Source organism: Burkholderia sp. D-99 (assembly GCF_011605345.1).
Taxonomy (GTDB): Bacteria; Pseudomonadota; Gammaproteobacteria; order Burkholderiales; family Burkholderiaceae; genus Burkholderia.
Genome location: NZ_JAAOXM010000003.1, coordinates 570,073 through 586,997, shown reverse-complemented (window position 1 = coordinate 586,997; position 16,925 = coordinate 570,073). Strand labels below are relative to the sequence as shown.

At 67.4% G+C, this 16,925-nt stretch carries 12 protein-coding genes; 6 read left to right on the top strand and 6 right to left on the bottom strand.

What is annotated here, in order from left to right; genetic code table 11:
• Nucleotides 1-145: 145 nt before the first annotated feature.
• Entirely contained in the window at nucleotides 146-1,321 is a 1,176-nt protein-coding gene (hpnI, locus tag HAV18_RS16810; RefSeq protein WP_166957700.1) for a bacteriohopanetetrol glucosamine biosynthesis glycosyltransferase HpnI, read from the bottom strand.
• Nucleotides 1,322-1,961: 640 nt separating this feature from the next.
• On the opposite strand from hpnI, the gene HAV18_RS16805 reads away from it, so the two are divergent.
• On the top strand, nucleotides 1,962-2,960 hold the full coding sequence (locus tag HAV18_RS16805) for an LLM class flavin-dependent oxidoreductase (protein ID WP_166957698.1): 999 nt from the start codon (nucleotides 1,962-1,964) through the stop codon (nucleotides 2,958-2,960).
• A gap of 36 nt (nucleotides 2,961-2,996) precedes the next feature.
• Here the strand turns inward: HAV18_RS16805 and HAV18_RS16800 are convergent, their stop codons facing one another.
• The gene (locus HAV18_RS16800; RefSeq protein WP_166957696.1) at nucleotides 2,997-4,058 is read right to left on the bottom strand and encodes an alpha/beta fold hydrolase; all 1,062 of its coding nucleotides are present in this window, start codon (nucleotides 4,056-4,058) and stop codon (nucleotides 2,997-2,999) included.
• A gap of 173 nt (nucleotides 4,059-4,231) precedes the next feature.
• Between HAV18_RS16800 and pdxY the strand changes: the two genes are divergently transcribed.
• The 3 genes from pdxY to HAV18_RS16785 all read left to right on the top strand — a co-directional run bounded on the left by pdxY (nucleotide 4,232) and on the right by HAV18_RS16785 (nucleotide 9,034).
• A complete protein-coding gene (gene pdxY / locus HAV18_RS16795) occupies nucleotides 4,232-5,092 on the top strand; it encodes a pyridoxal kinase PdxY (protein WP_166957694.1) in 861 nt (286 codons plus the stop codon).
• Between the two features lie 275 nt (nucleotides 5,093-5,367).
• A complete protein-coding gene (locus HAV18_RS16790; RefSeq protein WP_166957692.1) occupies nucleotides 5,368-7,512 on the top strand; it encodes a phosphocholine-specific phospholipase C in 2,145 nt (714 codons plus the stop codon).
• A 373-nt stretch (nucleotides 7,513-7,885) separates the two neighbouring features.
• Nucleotides 7,886-9,034 (top strand): branched-chain amino acid ABC transporter substrate-binding protein, encoded by a 1,149-nt coding sequence (locus tag HAV18_RS16785; protein WP_166957690.1) that lies wholly within the window; start codon nucleotides 7,886-7,888, stop codon nucleotides 9,032-9,034.
• Between the two features lie 138 nt (nucleotides 9,035-9,172).
• Here HAV18_RS16785 and HAV18_RS16780 read toward each other — a convergent pair whose 3' ends face one another.
• Nucleotides 9,173-9,934, bottom strand: coding sequence for a FadR/GntR family transcriptional regulator (locus HAV18_RS16780; RefSeq protein WP_031400057.1), 762 nt, complete (start codon nucleotides 9,932-9,934; stop codon nucleotides 9,173-9,175).
• A gap of 358 nt (nucleotides 9,935-10,292) precedes the next feature.
• Here HAV18_RS16780 and gudD point away from each other — a divergent pair, with 358 nt between their 5' ends.
• Nucleotides 10,293-11,645, top strand: a complete 1,353-nt coding sequence (gene gudD / locus HAV18_RS16775) for a glucarate dehydratase (RefSeq protein ID WP_166957688.1) — start codon at nucleotides 10,293-10,295, stop codon at nucleotides 11,643-11,645.
• Between the two features lie 225 nt (nucleotides 11,646-11,870).
• On the opposite strand, the gene HAV18_RS16770 is transcribed toward gudD, so the two are convergent.
• From HAV18_RS16770 to HAV18_RS16760, 3 genes are all read right to left on the bottom strand, one after another.
• Nucleotides 11,871-12,335, bottom strand: a complete 465-nt coding sequence (locus tag HAV18_RS16770) for a DUF2214 family protein (RefSeq protein WP_166957686.1) — start codon at nucleotides 12,333-12,335, stop codon at nucleotides 11,871-11,873.
• Nucleotides 12,336-12,374: 39 nt separating this feature from the next.
• Nucleotides 12,375-13,181: a hypothetical protein gene (locus HAV18_RS16765; protein WP_166957684.1), complete on the bottom strand. Its 807-nt coding sequence runs from the start codon at nucleotides 13,179-13,181 to the stop codon at nucleotides 12,375-12,377.
• Between the two features lie 237 nt (nucleotides 13,182-13,418).
• Complete coding sequence (locus HAV18_RS16760) at nucleotides 13,419-14,483, bottom strand: glycosyltransferase family 4 protein (protein ID WP_026044940.1); 1,065 nt, start codon at nucleotides 14,481-14,483, stop codon at nucleotides 13,419-13,421.
• A 563-nt stretch (nucleotides 14,484-15,046) separates the two neighbouring features.
• Here HAV18_RS16760 and HAV18_RS16755 point away from each other — a divergent pair.
• Nucleotides 15,047-16,879 carry an ABC transporter ATP-binding protein gene (locus HAV18_RS16755; RefSeq protein WP_166957681.1) on the top strand — a complete coding sequence of 611 codons (1,833 nt, stop codon included), beginning with the start codon at nucleotides 15,047-15,049 and terminating at the stop codon, nucleotides 16,877-16,879.
• The last annotated feature ends 46 nt before the right edge of the window (nucleotides 16,880-16,925 follow it).

The window sequence follows — 16,925 nt, the reverse complement described above, 5'->3', positions numbered from 1 at the left end:
AGCCTGCATAGTTCGATTCGTTACAACGATTCAGTCAAAAAACCGCGGGCCGCCATGCCGGCGCCCGCCTCTCTGTCATGTCGCGTTGCGCGGCCTTGCCGCGCAGCGCGTCTCGGCCCTCGGGCCGGGTTCGATCGGAACGACCCTAGCGGCCGTCCACTGCTTCAACGGCCGCCGTCGCGCGTTCGCCGCCAACAACCGTCATCCTCGCGCCGCGCCACACGACGTGCGTGCCGAACACGGCCGCGAGCCACTCGAGCGCGAGCAGCGTGTCGCGCACCGCGACGAGCGGCAGGTCGCGCCAGAATGCGCGCCAGCCGTCCTCGCCACGCGCGTGCAGCACGAGCCGCCCGAACGCGCCCACCACGGCCGCCCCGCCCGCCAGCGAGCCGGCGAAGGTGCCGTCGAGGCGCAGCGCGAGCGCCGCGCCGATCGCGAGCCACGGCACGGTGAACGTAATGAACAGGAACGCGAAACCGGCCGGGTTCAGCGAACGGATCGTGCGCAGCCAGCGCGTCTCGCGGTGCCACAGCGGCCCGAACGACGGCTCGATCACGTCGGTCGCGACCTCGACCTCCGACAGCACGGTGCGGCGCCCGAGGCAGCGCGGCAGCTCGGCAAGCCAGAAATCGTCGGCCAGTTCGTCCTTCAGCGCGGGAAAGCCGCCGATCCGGTCGAGCGTGTCGCGCGTCAGCGCGAGCGTCGCGCCGAAGCCGAAGCGGCTCGAGCGGCCGAGGTGCGTGATCCGGACCGACGGCGCGAACCATGCATCGACGAATTGCGCGCCGATTCGCGTCCAGAACCCGCCGACGCTGCGCGCATGATACAGGCACGTGACGACACCGACCGACACATCGGCGAGCGGCGCCGTCACGCGCTCCAGATAGTCGGGCTTCACCGCGATGTCGCTGTCCGCGATCACGATGCGGCCGTACTTCGCGCGCTCGGCGAGGTTGATCAGGTTGCTGACCTTCAGGTTCTTGCCGTGCACGCGCGCATCGATCACGAGCGTGATGTCGCACTCGGGATAATCGGTGCGCAGCCGTTCGACCACAGCGACGGCCGGATCGGCCGCCGACGCGACGCCGAACAGCACTTCATAACGCGGATGGCGCTGCTCGCAGAACGTCGCGAGGTTTTCGTACAGGTGCGGCTCCGCGCCGCACAGCGGCTTGAGCACGCTGACCGGCTCGAAGCCGTCGCGCACGGCCGTGCGCGGCGTACGCGGCCGCGGTGCGAACGCGGCGACGAGCGCATAGCCGGCCGCGGCCAGCGTAAAGACGATCAGGAGCCAGTCGAGCATCGTTGCGGTTGCCGTCATGCGCGACGCCTCCCGGCGACCTGAACGCCATGGAGAACGCTTGAGCGTGATTGAGCGTGATTCGATATTCCGACAACGACGAACGCGGGCACGACCCGACTCCTTGTTCCAGCAGCGTCTGTATATGAGGGAGGCTCGACCCATCCTTCGGGTGTGGCCATGCCCGGCTTCGCGTGGCGCATCTTCCGCGCGACGCCCGGACGGGATGCGGGAAGACTCGTATGGCTACCTTCGGCACAACATGGGCAGGCGCCGGATTTTAGCAGTCTGCGGCACACCGCGCTCGGCACTACGAGAAACGCACTGGTGCAATTCCGGCAAAGCTGCGCAGTCGGCGAACCATTTGAGCACACCCGCGTTTACGTTAGCGTAAGCGGTTTGCAGGCGTATTGCAGTCTTGAAAATCAAACGTTTCGTGCAAATTTGTACGTCGATGCGGATTCACATCCAATCGCCGTAAAGATTGGTAATTAATCGCAGATTAGATTGATTTTTGCAACGATCGCCGAATTCGACCCTGCACCCCTGAAAGGCGCATGGGTATCGGGCCGCCCCCAGCACGTTCCGGAACCCTTTGGCAAAATCCTTGGCATTTGTTGCGTACGCGCATCACCCCGCCCCCTCGTTCGAAGGCCAACCGATGACTCCGTTTTCCGTACTCGATCTCGCCCCCATTCCGGCCGGCGCCGACGCCTCCCAGGCTTTCCGCAACACCGTCGATCTCGCGCAGCACGCGGAACGCTGGGGTTACCAGCGCTACTGGCTCGCCGAGCATCACAACATGCCCGGCATCGCGAGCGCGGCAACAGCCGTCGTGATCGGCCATGTCGCGGGCGCCACGCGGACGATCCGGGTCGGGTCGGGCGGCATCATGCTGCCGAACCACGCACCGCTCGTGATCGCCGAGCAGTTCGGCACGCTCGCGTCGCTGTATCCGGGGCGCATCGACCTCGGCCTCGGCCGCGCGCCCGGCACCGACCAGACCACGTCGCGCGCGCTGCGCCGCGACCTGATCGGCAGCGCCGACTCGTTTCCGGACGACGTCGCCGAGCTGCAGCGCTACTTCGCGGAGCCGGTGCCCGGCCAGCGCGTGCGCGCGGTGCCCGGCGCGGGGCTCGACGTGCCGGTGTGGCTGCTGGGTTCGAGTTTGTTCAGCGCGCAGCTGGCCGCGATGCTCGGGCTGCCGTTCGCATTTGCGTCGCACTTCGCGCCGGATTACCTGATGCGCGCGCTCGAGATCTATCGTGCGCAGTACCGGCCGTCGGCCGCATGGCCGAAGCCGCATGCGATGGTCGGCGTCAACGTGTTCGCAGCCGATACCGACGACGAGGCGCGGCGCCTGTTCACATCGCTGCAGCAGCAGTTCATCAATCTGCGGCGCGGCACGCCGGGCAAGCTGCCGCCCCCCGTCGACGCGCTCGAGGCCAACGAGCTCGAGCTCGCGACCGTGGCGCATTCGCTGTCGTTCGCGGCGGTCGGCTCACGCGACACGGTGCGCGACAAGCTGCGCGACCGCATCGCGCAGACGGGGGCCGACGAGCTGATCGTCACCGCACAGATCTACGATCACGCGGCACGGCTGCGTTCGTTCGAACTGACCGCGCAGATCCGCGACGAACTCGCGAGCGAAGCGCACTGACGGCACGCACCCGGGCCGCCTGCGGCCGGCCCCGCATCACTGCGGGTGCACGGTCTCAAGCCCGTCAAGCAGCGCCTTGTGAAACGCGTCCGGGTCCTGGATCTGCGGCGCGTGCCCGAGCGTCGGGAATTCGACGAGTTGCGCGCCGGGGATCGCGGCCTGCGTCCGCTTCGCGAGTTCCGGGTAGTGGCCGAGCTTCGCATGCACGTCGGGCGGCGAGACGTCCTTGCCGATCGCCGTCGTGTCCTTGTCGCCGATCATCAGCAGCGTCGGCACGCGGATCGCGCCGAGTTCATAGACCACCGGCTGCGTGAGGATCATGTCGTAGATCAGCGCGGAGTTCCACGCGACTGCGTCGCGACCGGCGCCCCGGTACATCCCGGCCAGCATCTGCACCCAGCGCTCGTACGACGGCGACCACTTGCCCGCGTAGTACGTGCCTTGCTCGTAGCGGCGGATGCCGTCGGCCGTGGTCTTCTGCTCGCGCGCATACCAGTAGTCGACCGACAGCGGCGGCACGCCGAGCGCCTTCCAGTCCTCGAGGCCGATCGGGTTCACGAGCACGAGCTGGTCAGTCGCCTTCGGATACATCAGCGCATAGCGCATCGCGAGCATCCCGCCCGTCGAGTGGCCGACGATCGTCGCCGACTTCACCCCCACCGATTCGAGCAGCGCGTGCGTGTTGCGCGCCAGTTGCTGGAAGCTGTACTGGTAGCGATCGGGCTTCGACGACTTGCAGAAGCCGATCTGGTCCGGCGCGATCACGCGATAGCCGGCGCGGCTCAGCACGCCGATCGTGTCCTCCCAGGTCGCCGCGCAGAAGTTCTTCCCGTGCAGCAGTACGACGGTGCGGCCGTTCGGGTGCGCCGGCTGCACATCGAGGTAGGCCATTTCGAGCGTTTCGCGCTGCGATACGAACGGGTACAGATGCACGGGCGCCGGATAGGTGAACCCTTCCAGGCGCGGGCCATACACGGGCCCGTCATTGCCGGCGGGCGACGCGGCAGCCGCCACGGCAGGCATGGCGCACGCGACGGCGAAGCCCGCGCCGAGCATGGCGGCGCGCGCGGCAAACAACATCTTGCAAATCGAAAGCATGGCGATCACGGTGATTGGAGACGCACGCGGGCGGCCGGGCTGCCTCGCGCCCCGCGATTCTACGCGGTCGCGCTGACGACGGCGCGCAACACCCCGGGGCCGCGCGACTTCCGCGCGCGCGACGAACTCGGGTATCGTGTGACGTGACCCTGAAACGCGTGCAGGCGATTCCCATGAAAAACGTCCTCAGCATTCAGTCGCACGTCATCTACGGCCATGCCGGCAACAGTGCGGCCGTGTTCCCGATGCAGCGCCTCGGCGTCAACGTCTGGCCGCTCAATACCGTCCAGTTGTCGAATCACATGCAGTACGGCCATTGGGCCGGCAGCGCGATCGATGCCGCGAAGATGGAGCAGCTCGTCGACGGCATCGCCGCGATCGGCGCGCTCAAGCGCTGCGACGCCGTGCTGTCCGGCTTCCTCGGCTCGCCGCCGCAGGCGCGTGCGGCCGTCGAGATCGTGCGCTCGGTGAAGGCGATGAACCCGAACGCGTGGTACTTCTGCGATCCGGCGATGGGCCAGACGGGCGGCATCCGGCCCGAGCCCGGCGTCGAGGAATTCATGGTCCAGGAAATGCCGGCGCTCGCCGACGGCATGTCGCCGAACCACACCGAACTGCAGAAGCTCGCCGGGCGGCGCATCGAAACCGTCGCCGAAGCCGTCGAGGCATGCCGCGCGCTGATCCGGCGCGGCCCGCAAATCATCCTCGTCAAGCACCTGCACGACCGCAACAGCCCCGCCGATCGCTTCAACATGCTCGCCGTCACCGAAACCGAAGCGTGGATCGGCCAGCGCCCGCTGTACGCGTTTCCGCGCCATCCGGTCGGCGTCGGCGACCTGACCAGCGCGATCTTCGTCGCATGCCGGCTGCGCGGCGACTCCGTGCGCGCCGCGTTCGAGCACACGCTCGCGGCCGTGCATGCGGTCGTGAAGGCCACCTACGATGCGCGCCGCTACGAGCTCGAACTCGTCGCCGCGCAGGACGAAATCGCGCACCCGAGCGAATGGTTCGGTGCGTGGGTGACGGACGCCTGACACACCGGCGTCGCCCTTCGCTTCACCGGCGCGCATCCCGCGCCGCTTTCCCGCCCTGCCCCTGCCTCACCACGACCGCTGGCGATATGCCCCCCGACGCTGCGTCGAACTCGCTTCGATGCGGATGCAAACGTTTCCGGACTTCACATGAATGACACCGATTCCTAGCTATGCTCGCGGCGGCACAACCCGGCGCAGCCGCATCCTGCGACCCGGGCGTGCCCTTCCAGCAGTTCCCGCCAATCGGCTCCCCCCTTTATCACACGATAACGACCATGACCCGATCGAACCGTCGTGACTTCCTGCGCGTCGCTGCCGGCACCGCCGGCGCCGCCGCGCTGAACCTGTTCCCGCCCGTGATTCGCGATGCGCTTGCGATTCCTGCGAACCGCCGCACCGGCACCATCCGCGATATCGAACACATCGTGATCCTGATGCAGGAGAACCGCTCGTTCGACCACTACTTCGGCACGATGCGCGGTGTCCGCGGCTTTGGTGACCCGCGCCCGCTGCGCCTCGCGAACGGCAAGTCGGTGTTCCACCAGCCGGTCGGCCCGGCCGAGCTGCTGCCGTTCCATCCGGGCGCGGACAAGCTCGGCCTGCAGTTCCTGCAGGACCTGCCGCACGGCTGGCAGGACATGCACGCGGCATGGAACAAGGGCCGCTATGACCAGTGGGTGCCGAACAAGGGCACCACGACGATGGCGTACCTGAAGCGCGACGACATCCCGTTCCACTACCAGCTCGCCGACGCGTTCACGATCTGCGACGCGTACCACTGCGCGATCCCGAGCTCGACCGACCCGAACCGCTACTACATGTGGACGGGCTACGTCGGCAACGACGGCACGGGTGGCGGCCCGGTGCTCGGCAACGAGGAAGCGGGCTACGGCTGGACGACCTATCCGGAAGTGCTGGAGAACGCCGGCGTGTCGTGGAAGATCTACCAGGACATCGGCACCGGCCTGAACGCCGCCGGGTCGTGGGGCTGGACGCAGAACCCGTACATCGGCAACTACGGCGACAACTCGCTGCTCTACTTCAACCAGTACCGCACCGCGCTGCCCGGCACGCCGCTGTACGACAAGGCGCGCACCGGCACCAACATCAGCGCGGGCGGCACGCTGTTCGACGTGCTGCAGCAGGACGTGAAGAACGGCACGCTGCCGCAGGTGTCGTGGATCTGCGCGCCGGAAGCGTATTCCGAGCATCCGAACTGGCCGGCGAACTACGGCGCGTGGTACATCGAGCAGGTGCTGCAGGCGCTCGTGTCGAATCCGGAAGTTTGGAGCAAGACCGCGCTCTTCATCACGTACGACGAGAACGACGGCTTCTTCGATCATGTGCAGCCGCCGTTCGCGCCGCAGTCGCGCGACAACGGGCTGTCGACGGTCGCAACGACCAACGAAGTGTTCCCCGGCGACGCATCGCACATGGCAGGCCCGTACGGGCTCGGGCCGCGCGTGCCGATGCTCGTCGTGTCGCCGTGGACGAAGGGCGGCTGGGTCTGTTCGCAGACCTTCGATCACACGTCGCTGCTGCAATTCATCGAGGCGCGTTTCGGCGCGCAATACCCGGTCAAGGCGGGCAACGTGTCGCCGTGGCGTCGCACGGTGTGCGGCGACCTGACCGCCGCGTTCGACTTCGCGACGTCCGATGCCGCCTGGCCGACGCTGCCGGACACGAGCAGCTACGCGCCGCCCGACCGCCTGCGCCACCCCGACTACATCCCGGTGCCGCCGGTGCTGCAGAAGCTGCCGAAGCAGGAGGCCGGGCTGCGTCCGGCGCGCGCGCTGCCGTACGAGCTGTTCGTGCACGGTCGCGTCGAATCGGTCAACGGCCTGTTCCGGCTGACCTTCGCGAACACGGGCCGCGCGGGCGCCGCGTTCCAGGTGCAGTCACGCAACCGCCTCGACGGCCCTTGGGCGTACACGGTCGAAGCCGGCAAGCGGGTTGTCGACACGTGGAGCGCCGCCGCGTCGCTAGGCCTGTACGACCTCGACGTGTACGGCCCGAACGGCTTCTACTGCCATTTCCGCGGCCCGTTCGCGACCGGCGTCGGCAGCGCGAACGTGAACCCCGAGGTGATCTACGGCTATGACGTCGCGAACGGCAACATCACGCTGCGCCTGATGAACCGCGGCCACAAGGCCGTGCGGCTCAAGGTCACGAACGCGTACGGCCACGGCCGCGCGCGCACGTTCGATCTCGCACCGGGCCAGCAGGTCGACGACTACTGGGATCTGCGCGGCAGCCACGGCTGGTACGACCTGACCGTCAGCGACGGTCGGCTGCTCGGCTTCCTGCGCCGTTTCGCGGGCCACGTCGAGACGGGCCGCCCGAGCACCAGCGATCCGCTGATCCGCACGCACGCATCGCACGACGATGCCGAAGCCGCATCGGACACCCTGTCCGACTGACGGCCTCTCGTGCGCGGCGTGGCCCCGGCGGGCCGCGCCGCCTCCCTGCTCCTCGCCCCCGCACCTCCCCCTCTCCACCCGCTCCGTTCGCGACGGGAAACTCCCGATACCAGCTGCCCCCGCACGCGCAGAAGCTATGCGCAAATCCGCACCGAATGCGCGGCAAATTGCCAAGACCCGGGCATATCGGCGACCTATATATCGAGGCGATCGGGGCTCTTCGCCGAGCCTGACGGGAGATTCTTCCGAGGATCACGATGCCGACCTCCCCGCCCGATTCCGAGAAGCGGTCGAACCGCCCGCCCGTCGCACGCGCTCAGCCAGCCCGAGCATGTGCGGTACTCACTCGCAGGTGTCGAACAAGAGGAACAACATGAAATTCCGTCATTCCCTGCTGTCGGTGTCGATTGCATCCGCGCTTGCCCTCCTCTCGCAACAGGCCGCCCAGGCCGCCGATACGACCGACGTGAAGGTCGGTTTCGCCGCGCCGCTCACGGGCGTGAACGCCGGCTACGGCAAGGACCTGCAGAACGGCGTGCAGCTCGCGCTCGACGATGCCGCCGCGCAGAAGGTGCAGATCGCCGGCAAGCCCGCGCACTTCAACCTCGTCGTGCAGGACGACCAGGCCGACCCGCGCATCGGCGTGCAGGCCGCGCAGGCGCTCGTCGACCAGAACGTGTCGGTCGTGGTCGGCCATTTCAATTCGGGGACGACGATTCCGGCCTCGGTCGTCTACGACAAGTCCGGCATCCCGGTGATCGATCCGGCGGCGACCAACCCGACGCTCACCTCGCGCGGGCTGGCGAACATGTTCATGGTGATCGCAACCGACGGCCAGAACGCCGGCAACGCGGGCAAGTACGCGGTCGATGTGACGAAAGCAAAGCGCATCGCGATCATCGACGACCGCACCGCGTTCGGCCAGGGCGAGGCCGACGAGTTCGAGAAGGCCGTGAAGGCCGCCGGCGGGAACCTCATCGGCCGCGAATTCACCAGCAACCAGGCGGTCGACTTCCGTGCGCAGATCACGAGCCTGAAGGCCAAGAATCCCGACCTGATCTTCTTCGGCGGGCTCGATTCGCTCGCCGCGAACTTCATCAAGCAGATGCGCCAGCTCGGGCTGAACGCGCAGTTCGTCGGCGGCGGCGGCGTGAAGGACAACGAGTTCATCAAGATCGCGGGCCCGGCCGCCGAAGGCGCGATGGCGTGGGAATACGGCCGGCCGCTCGACGAGCTGCCGCAAGGGAAGGATTTCGAACAGCGTTTCAGGAAGCGCTTCGGCGTCGACGTGCTGTCGTATGCGCAGTTCGGCTACGACGCGGCCTGGGCGGCGATCAAGGCGATGCAGGCGGCCGGCTCGACCGACCCGAAGGTCTATCGCCCGGCGCTGAAGAAGATCGACTTCGAAGGCGTCACCGGCCGCATCTCGTTCGCGAACGACGGCTCGCTGAAGAGCGGGATGTCGACGCTGTACCAGGTGAAGAGCGGCGCGTGGAAGACGATCACGACGAAGGGAGGCTGATCGGCGGTGCCGGCGGCCGGCAGCGGAAACGCCGCCCGGCCCCGGTGATCGATGAACGGATATCGATCTTGTATGACGACTGATGTTGAGGCGATTTGTCCGGGCGGGGCGGCACCGCGGGCCGCGCCGCCCGGCGCATCAGCCGGCCTGTGTGTCGCGTTCGGCTTCGGCCGCCTCATGCGCGCGGCGCAGCCGCTCGCGGCTGTTGGTGAGGTGCGTGCGCATCGCGGCGCGTGCGGCCTCCGGGTCGTGGCGCGCGATCGCCTCGTAGATATCCTCGTGCTCGTGATTCAGCCGGCCGACGTAACGCTCGAGATCGTCACCGGCAAAACGGGCCGAATTCACGCGCGTGCGCGGGATGATCGACGTGCCGAGCTGCGTCATGATGTCGACGAAATAGCGGTTGCCGGTGGATTGCGCGATCTGCAGGTGGAACTGGAAATCGAGCTGCGCCGTGTCGCGGCCACCGCCCGCGCCTGTTGCAATCGCGTCGAGCGCGCGCCGCAGCGCGGCAAGGTCGGTATCGTTCGCGCGCTGCGCGGCAAGGCTCGCGCATTCGCTCTCGAGGCTGATGCGCAGTTCCAGCACCGCGAGCACGTCGCGCAGCGTCGTGATCGTCGCCGGGTCGATGCCGAGCGTCTGACGGCGCGACGGCTCCAGCACGAAGCTGCCGATGCCGTGGCGGGTCTCGACGAGGCCGCTCGCCTGCATCCGCGAGATCGCCTCGCGCACGACCGTACGGCTCACGCCCTGCGCCGCCATGACTTCGGTTTCGGTCGGCAGCTTGTCGCCGGGACGCAGCGTGCCGTTTTCGATCTGCGCGGTCAGCGCGTCGACGACATCTTGTGCGAGGCTGCGTGCGCGACGGCGCGGCGCTGCGGGAAGCGTAGGCACGGACATGAGGCCGGTTCCTTTTTGAATGATCGTAATGTGAGCCGAGGGTTTACGCGGGGTTTGAGCGAAAGCCGATGATTCATTATACTGCGTCACAAGTCATCCGACGACTGATGATAGAAGCACGGATCTCCTGTCGACTCAAGCAAGCGCTCCGGCGCCGCCTGGTCCCGTGCTTTACGATCAGCCAGCGTTCGCGTTCTGCGCTCCGCTGGTTCGGTTGCCGCTTCCACCCCGTTCCGGGTTGCGTCGACCTGCGGGGCTTGCGCGCCGCGCACGTCGGTTGTCGAATGATCGCACCTCCCGCCGCGCGCGGCAAAGCTTTTGCCGCACGGCATTGCCCACCCTTTCGCCATCGCCGCCCATGAACGCCGTCACCGCCTCGCCCTCCCACGACACGCCGCGCATCGTCGACCTGCAAGCGATTCCGGTCGCCGGCCACGACAGCATGCTGCTCAACCTGAGCGGCGCGCACGGCCCGTTCTTCACCCGCAACCTCCTGATCCTGAAGGACAGCGCGGGCCGGACCGGCGTCGGCGAAGTGCCCGGCGGCGAAAGCATCCGCCGCACGCTCGACGATGCGCGCGCGCTCGTCGTCGGCCAGCCGGTCGGCAATTACCACGCAGTGCTCAACGACGTGCGGCGTACCTTTGCCGACCGCGACGCGAGCGGCCGCGGGCTGCAGACCTTCGACCTGCGCACGACGATCCACGCGGTCACCGCGCTCGAGGCCGCGCTGCTCGACCTGCTCGGCCAGCATCTCGGCGTGCCGGTCGCAGCGCTGCTTGGCGAGGGCCAGCAGCGCGAGCGTGTCGAAATGCTCGGCTACCTGTTCTACGTCGGCGATCGCACGAAGACCGCGCTGCCCTACCGTGACGGCAGCGGCGCGACCGATGACTGGACGCGCGTGCGCGACGAAGCCGCGCTGACGCCCGAGGCCGTCGTGCGGCTCGCCGAGGCCGCGCATGCGCGCTACGGCTTCAACGACTTCAAGCTGAAGGGCGGCGTGTTCGAAGGCGCAAGCGAGATCGAGGCCGTGACGGCGCTCGCCGAGCGCTTCCCCGACGCGCGCGTGACGCTCGACCCGAACGGCGCATGGTCGCTCGACGAGGCCGTACGCCTGTGCCGCGACCAGCATCACGTGCTGGCCTACGCCGAAGATCCGTGCGGTGCGGAGAACGGCTACTCGGGCCGCGAGGTGATGGCCGAATTCCGCCGTGCGACGGGGCTGCCGACGGCAACCAACATGATTGCGACCGACTGGCGGCAAATGGGCCACGCGGTGCAGTTGCAGGCCGTCGACATCCCGCTCGCCGATCCGCACTTCTGGACGATGCAGGGTTCGGTGCGCGTCGCGCAGATGTGCCGCGACTGGGGTCTTACGTGGGGTTCGCATTCGAACAACCACTTCGACGTGTCGCTCGCGATGTTCACGCATGTCGCGGCCGCCGCGCCCGGTCAGGTCACGGCGATCGACACGCACTGGATCTGGCAGGACGGCGAACGGCTGACGCGCGAGCCGCTGAAGATCGAGAATGGACTGGTGGAGGTACCGAAGCGGCCGGGTCTCGGCGTCGACATCGACATGGATGCCGTCGCGGTCGCGCATGAGTTGTACAAGCAGCACGGCCTCGGCGCCCGCGACGATGCGGCGGCCATGCAGTATCTGATTCCGGGGTGGACGTTCAATAACAAACGGCCCAGTCTCGTGCGCTGAGCAAGGGACGAACCGGGCGGCCGAATCGCCCGGTCGAGCCGGAATCGGGGGAAGCGACGCGGCCCGCACCCGGCTTGCGGGTATCTGGCGGAAGATGCTGCGCGGGTCGAACGGGATGCGGATCGGGATGGTGATGGCGAGCCTGGCCGGCCGCATCTACGCGGCCGCACGTACCTGCCATCCCTAGCCGGCCACACCTACACGGCCAGACCTAGCCGGCCGCACCTACCCGGCCAGCCCAATCCCCCGCGCCATCCCCGACGCGGCAAACACGATGACGATCACCAGCAGAGCCTGCCAATGGCCGATCCGCACATAAGTGCGCGCCCGGCCGAGATCGGGCATCTGCTGTCGCCGCGCGGCCGCACGCCAGCGGATCAATCCCAGCATCGGCACGACCTCGAGCAGCAGGATCAGCACGAGCGCTGTCATCTTCAGGTGAAAAAGCGGCTCGTGCAGGTAGTACGCGGCGCCCTTCTCGAAACCGCCGAACGCGCGCGTGAGGCCCGTGACGATCAGCACGAGCGCCGACAGCCCCCACGCGGCATCCGCCTTGAATACACCAGGCAGGTCGGCCGCCTGCGCCGACGCGATGAGGCGGCGTAATGCGCGGTTGCGCCCCGCGATCGCGGCAAATGCGACGCCGAACGCACTCAGGTGAATGGCAGCCAGCAACCAACGGACGATCATCACGCCTCCTTGTCGCCCGCACGCCGTGCGCGGGACTTGTCAGACGATCTGCTTGAGCGCGGCGTCGAGCGCGAGCACCGCGACGCGGTCGCCTTCGGTCGCGAGCGGCGCGCGCATGACGATCTGCCGGTTATGGCCGACGGCCGCAGGCGAATCCCACAGCAGTTCGACCTTCGGTCGATTGAACAGGCTGCCGCGACGCGGCGGCACGACTGCCGGCTGCCCGTCCGTCGCGGCCTCGCCTGCGGCAGCTGCCGTACGGCCGGGCCAGCGCACCGACAGTTCGCGCGCGTCGTACTGGCCGACCTTGCGGCTTTCCATCCAGACGATCGCGGTGCGCGTCAGCACGTCGAGCGAAATCGCATAACGGCCGACCGCGAAGCGGCGGGCGGCCACGTTGGTGCGCCACAGCGGCCGCGGACGGCAGATCCAGACGATCGCCGCATAAAGCGCCGGCGCGGCAACGAGCCAACCATTGGTCGCCGTCACGGCATGCAGCGCGAGGCGCCAGCCGTCCACCCAGACGAACATGCCGATCGACCAGATCGCGAACAGCAAACCGATCAGTGCAAAGACGCGCAGCGCCTGGCGCAGCCACTGCGGCAGCGGATGAAACGGCCGTTCGGCACGCGCGACGGCACCCGGCAGCGCCAGCAGCAGGAAGATCAGCAGGAGGTAGACGAACGCCCAGGGCGACGACACCATCGCCGACAGCGACGAGCGATAGCCCATCTGGGACATCGAGAACAGCCAGCGCGCGAGCAGCACGAGACCGATCGCGCGCAACGCGAAGATCACACCGGCGCCGGGGGCCGGCGCTGCGCGCGTGGTTTTCGTTCTCGCCAAGACTGCTCTCCTCTGGATATTCGTACAGGGCCGGATTTCACGGCACGGCCATTATAGGGACATTACCGTCTGGACAGACGGCAGGATGGCGTGCCGGGCCGCTTCGGGGGCCGTTCGCGGCGTCGGGCGCGGCGAGAATACAACAGATCCGCGCCGCGGATGTGACAACGCCCCGCCGGAAACCCGGACGGGGCGTCGTTGGCAAGCCGCGCGCCGCAGCGCGGCGGCGGCCCGCAATCAGCCTGCGTTGACTTCGCGGAGCACCGTGCGACGCTTCTGGCGCAGCAGTTCCTCGTAGCCCTTCACATAGTTCTGCGCCATCACCTTCGACGAGAAGCGGGCTTCGAACGCGGCGCGGACCTTCTCGCGCGGCAGCGTGTCGAGGCGCTTGAGCGCAGCGACGGCCGACAGCTCGTCTTCGACGACGAAGCCCGACACGCCGTTGTCGATCACTTCCGGCACCGAGCCGCGCTTGAACGCGATCACCGGCGTGCCGCAGGCCATCGCCTCGATCATCACCAGGCCAAAGGGCTCCGGCCAGTCGATCGGGAACAGCAGCGCGTGCGCGTTGCCGAGGAATTCGGTCTTTTCGGACTCGCTGATTTCGCCGATGTACTCGACGTGCGGCAGCGCGAACAGCGGCTTGATCTTCTCTTCGTAGTACGCACGGTCAGCCTTGTCGAGCTTCGCAGCGATCTTGATCGGCAGGCCGGCCTGCTCGGCGATGCGGATCGCCGTGTCGACGCGCTTCTCCGGCGAGATGCGGCCGAGGAACGCCAGGTAGCTCGGCTTCACGTTCGGGATCGGCGTCAGCAGGTTTTCCGGCAGGCCGTGGTAGACGGTCGACAGCCAGTTCGCCTGCGGCAGCGGGATGCGCTGGTTGTCGGAGATCGACACCACCGGCACGTCGCTGAATGCATTGAAGATCGGCTGCAGTTCCGGCAGGTCGAGACGGCCGTGCATCGTCGTCAGATGCGGGACCGGCTGGCGCGAGAACAGCGAAAACGGGTAGTAGTCGATGTGGCAGTGCAGGACATCGAACTCTTCCGCGCGGCGGCGCACCTGCTCGAGGAGCAGCATGTGCGGTGCCATCACGTCGCGGATCGTCGGGTCGAGGCGCAGCGCCTGCGGCCAGCAGGCTTCGAGCTTCGCGGAGGTTTGCGAATCGCCGCTCGCGAAGAGCGTGACGTCATGCCCCATCTCGACAAGTGCTTCGGTGAGGTAGGACACCACTCGCTCAGTACCACCGTACAGTTTCGGGGGCACCGCTTCGTGCAACGGAGCGATTTGGGCGATTCGCATGCGTAACTCCTAAAAAATCGGCTAAAAACCAGGTATGGGTCGGCAACCTGCCGGCGGTCCGGGCTGGATGCATGTCGTCCGAAGATCGGACGAATCAGCCTGCCGGGGGCGTCAAACCCGCGCTGCTCGAGGAGCGTCGGCGACGCGACAGGCATAGAACGTTTGAAACGAAGACCCGTTGACAGGGGTTCGTAAAAAACCTGGAATCGAACCCGGAGCCGATTATCTAGGGTTAATCCTGATACGGCGCACAACATTTCAAACACTTTACTTTGTTACAAAGGTGCAACACTTTGCAACCCGCGGACTTGGGTGTCCGTTCTAGAGTGGAAGGCCCTTTTGGCACTCCCTGCACCCGTGACTGCCGGCAGCGTGATTCCGGCACATGAGGCAGGACGGGATGCCGGATTTTATCTCAAAATCGATCGCGAGCCCCTGGCCAAGGCAAGATTCGCGCAGCGCGACGCACGGCCTTGTTTACAATGCCGGATTATTCAGTCCGGGCGAACGCCGGCATGCGATCCAGCCGCAACGCTCAATCACCGAATCACCGCACGCATATTTTGGAATCTCTCACCCCTGCCCAGCGCAACGCCCACAACGCGGAGCTCTCGAGCTACGCGCACCGGCCGATCGCGTTCCTGTTCCGCTACATCCGCCTCCACCCCGTCGCTCACCTCATCGTGTTCTGCAGCGTGCTGGCCGCCGTCGGCTGCGCGCTCGGCTCGCAATACGCGATCAAGCACCTGATCGACGTACTCGCGACCGGGCGCCATCACCCGGGCCCGCTGTGGAGCGCGTTCGCGCTGCTCGTCGGGCTGATCGCGGCCGACAACCTGCTGTGGCGCGTCGGCGGCTGGGTCGCCGCACACACGTTCGTCGCGGTCACCGGCGACCTGCGGCGCGACCTGTTCCAGTACCTGATCGGCCATTCGCCGACCTACTACTCCGAAAAGCAGCCGGGCACGCTCGCGAGCCGCATCACGGCCACGTCGAACGCGGTCTACACGTCGGAGAACACGATGGCGTGGAACGTGCTGCCGCCGTGCATCGCGGTGATGGGCGCGATCCTGATGATCATCGTCGTCAATCCGATGATGGCCGCCGGCCTGCTCGGCTGTTCGGCCGTGCTGTCCGTGATCCTGTTCAAGCTCGCCGGGCGCGGCTCGGCCCGCCACCATGCGTTCGCGGCGAAGGCCGCCGCGGTCGACGGCGAGCTCGTCGACGTGATCGGCAACATGGGCCTCGTGCGTGCATTCGGGATGACGGTGCGTGAACAGAAGCGCTTCGGCGCGACGGTCAAGGCCGAAATGGATGCGCGCCAGCAAAGCCTGCTCTATCTCGAGAAGCTGCGCCTGCTGCACGCGGTGATCACCGCGATGCTGTCCGCCGGCCTGCTCGGCTGGGCGCTGTGGCTGTGGGATCAAGGTCAGGCGACGTCGGGCGACATCGTGCTCGTCAGCTCGCTCGGCTTCACGATCCTGCACGGCACGCGCGATCTCGCGGTCGCGCTCGTCGACGTCACGCAGCACATCGCGCGCCTGTCCGAAGCCGTCAAGACATTGCTCGAGCCGCACGGGATGCCGGACCGCTCCGACGCGCAGCCGCTGTCGGCCAAGGGCGGTCGCGTCGATTTCGAGCGCGTGACGTTTGCGTATCCGCACCGCCGCGCGATCCTCGACCACTTCGACCTGCATATCGAGCCGGGCCAGCGCGTCGGCCTGATCGGCAAGTCGGGCGCCGGCAAGTCGACCGTGCTCGCGCTGCTGCAGCGCTTCTACGACACGCAGGACGGCGTCGTGCAGGTGGACGGCCAGGACGTGAAGACGATCACGCAGGACAGCCTGCGCCACGCGATCGCGCTCGTGCCGCAAGACATCTCGCTGCTGCACCGGACGATCTACGACAACATCGCATACGGCCGCCCCGAAGCGACCCGCGACGAAGTGCTCGCCGCTGCGCGCGACGCCCGCTGCGCGGAGTTCATCGAGGCGATGCCGGAAGGCTATGACACGATCGTCGGCGACCGCGGCGTCAAGCTGTCGGGCGGCCAGCGCCAGCGCATCGCGATCGCGCGCGCGATCCTGAAGAACGCGCCGATCCTGCTGCTCGACGAAGCGACGTCCGCGCTCGACAGCGCGTCCGAGGAAGCGATCCAGAGCGCACTCGACCGCCTGATGGTCGGTCGCACGGTGATCGCGATCGCACACCGCCTGTCGACGCTGCGCAACTTCGACCGGATCATCGTGATGAACAACGGCAAGGTGATCGACGACGGCCCGCCCGACGTGCTGCGCAACCGCCCCGGCCTGTACCGCGACCTGCTCGCGAAGCAGCACGGCCGCCATCACCCGGCCCCCGACGGCGGCGCGCCGACCGGCGAGCGCGTGGCCTGACGTAACGGCCCGCAGCCAGCAAAAAAGCCGCAGTGCTTCTCGCACT

Excerpts from the sequence above, each read along its gene's own strand:
- HAV18_RS16785 (WP_166957690.1), top strand. The coding sequence starts at position 7,886 with ATGAAATTCCGTCATTCCCTGCTGTCGGTGTCGATTGCATCCGCGCTT.
- HAV18_RS16780 (WP_031400057.1), bottom strand. The coding sequence starts at position 9,934 with ATGTCCGTGCCTACGCTTCCCGCAGCGCCGCGCCGTCGCGCACGCAGC.
- HAV18_RS16790 (WP_166957692.1), top strand. The coding sequence starts at position 5,368 with ATGACCCGATCGAACCGTCGTGACTTCCTGCGCGTCGCTGCCGGCACC.
- HAV18_RS16800 (WP_166957696.1), bottom strand. The coding sequence starts at position 4,058 with ATGCTTTCGATTTGCAAGATGTTGTTTGCCGCGCGCGCCGCCATGCTC.
- HAV18_RS16760 (WP_026044940.1), bottom strand. The coding sequence starts at position 14,483 with ATGCGAATCGCCCAAATCGCTCCGTTGCACGAAGCGGTGCCCCCGAAA.
- hpnI (WP_166957700.1), bottom strand. The coding sequence starts at position 1,321 with ATGACGGCAACCGCAACGATGCTCGACTGGCTCCTGATCGTCTTTACG.
- gudD (WP_166957688.1), top strand. The coding sequence starts at position 10,293 with ATGAACGCCGTCACCGCCTCGCCCTCCCACGACACGCCGCGCATCGTC.
- HAV18_RS16770 (WP_166957686.1), bottom strand. The coding sequence starts at position 12,335 with ATGATCGTCCGTTGGTTGCTGGCTGCCATTCACCTGAGTGCGTTCGGC.
- pdxY (WP_166957694.1), top strand. The coding sequence starts at position 4,232 with ATGAAAAACGTCCTCAGCATTCAGTCGCACGTCATCTACGGCCATGCC.
- HAV18_RS16805 (WP_166957698.1), top strand. The coding sequence starts at position 1,962 with ATGACTCCGTTTTCCGTACTCGATCTCGCCCCCATTCCGGCCGGCGCC.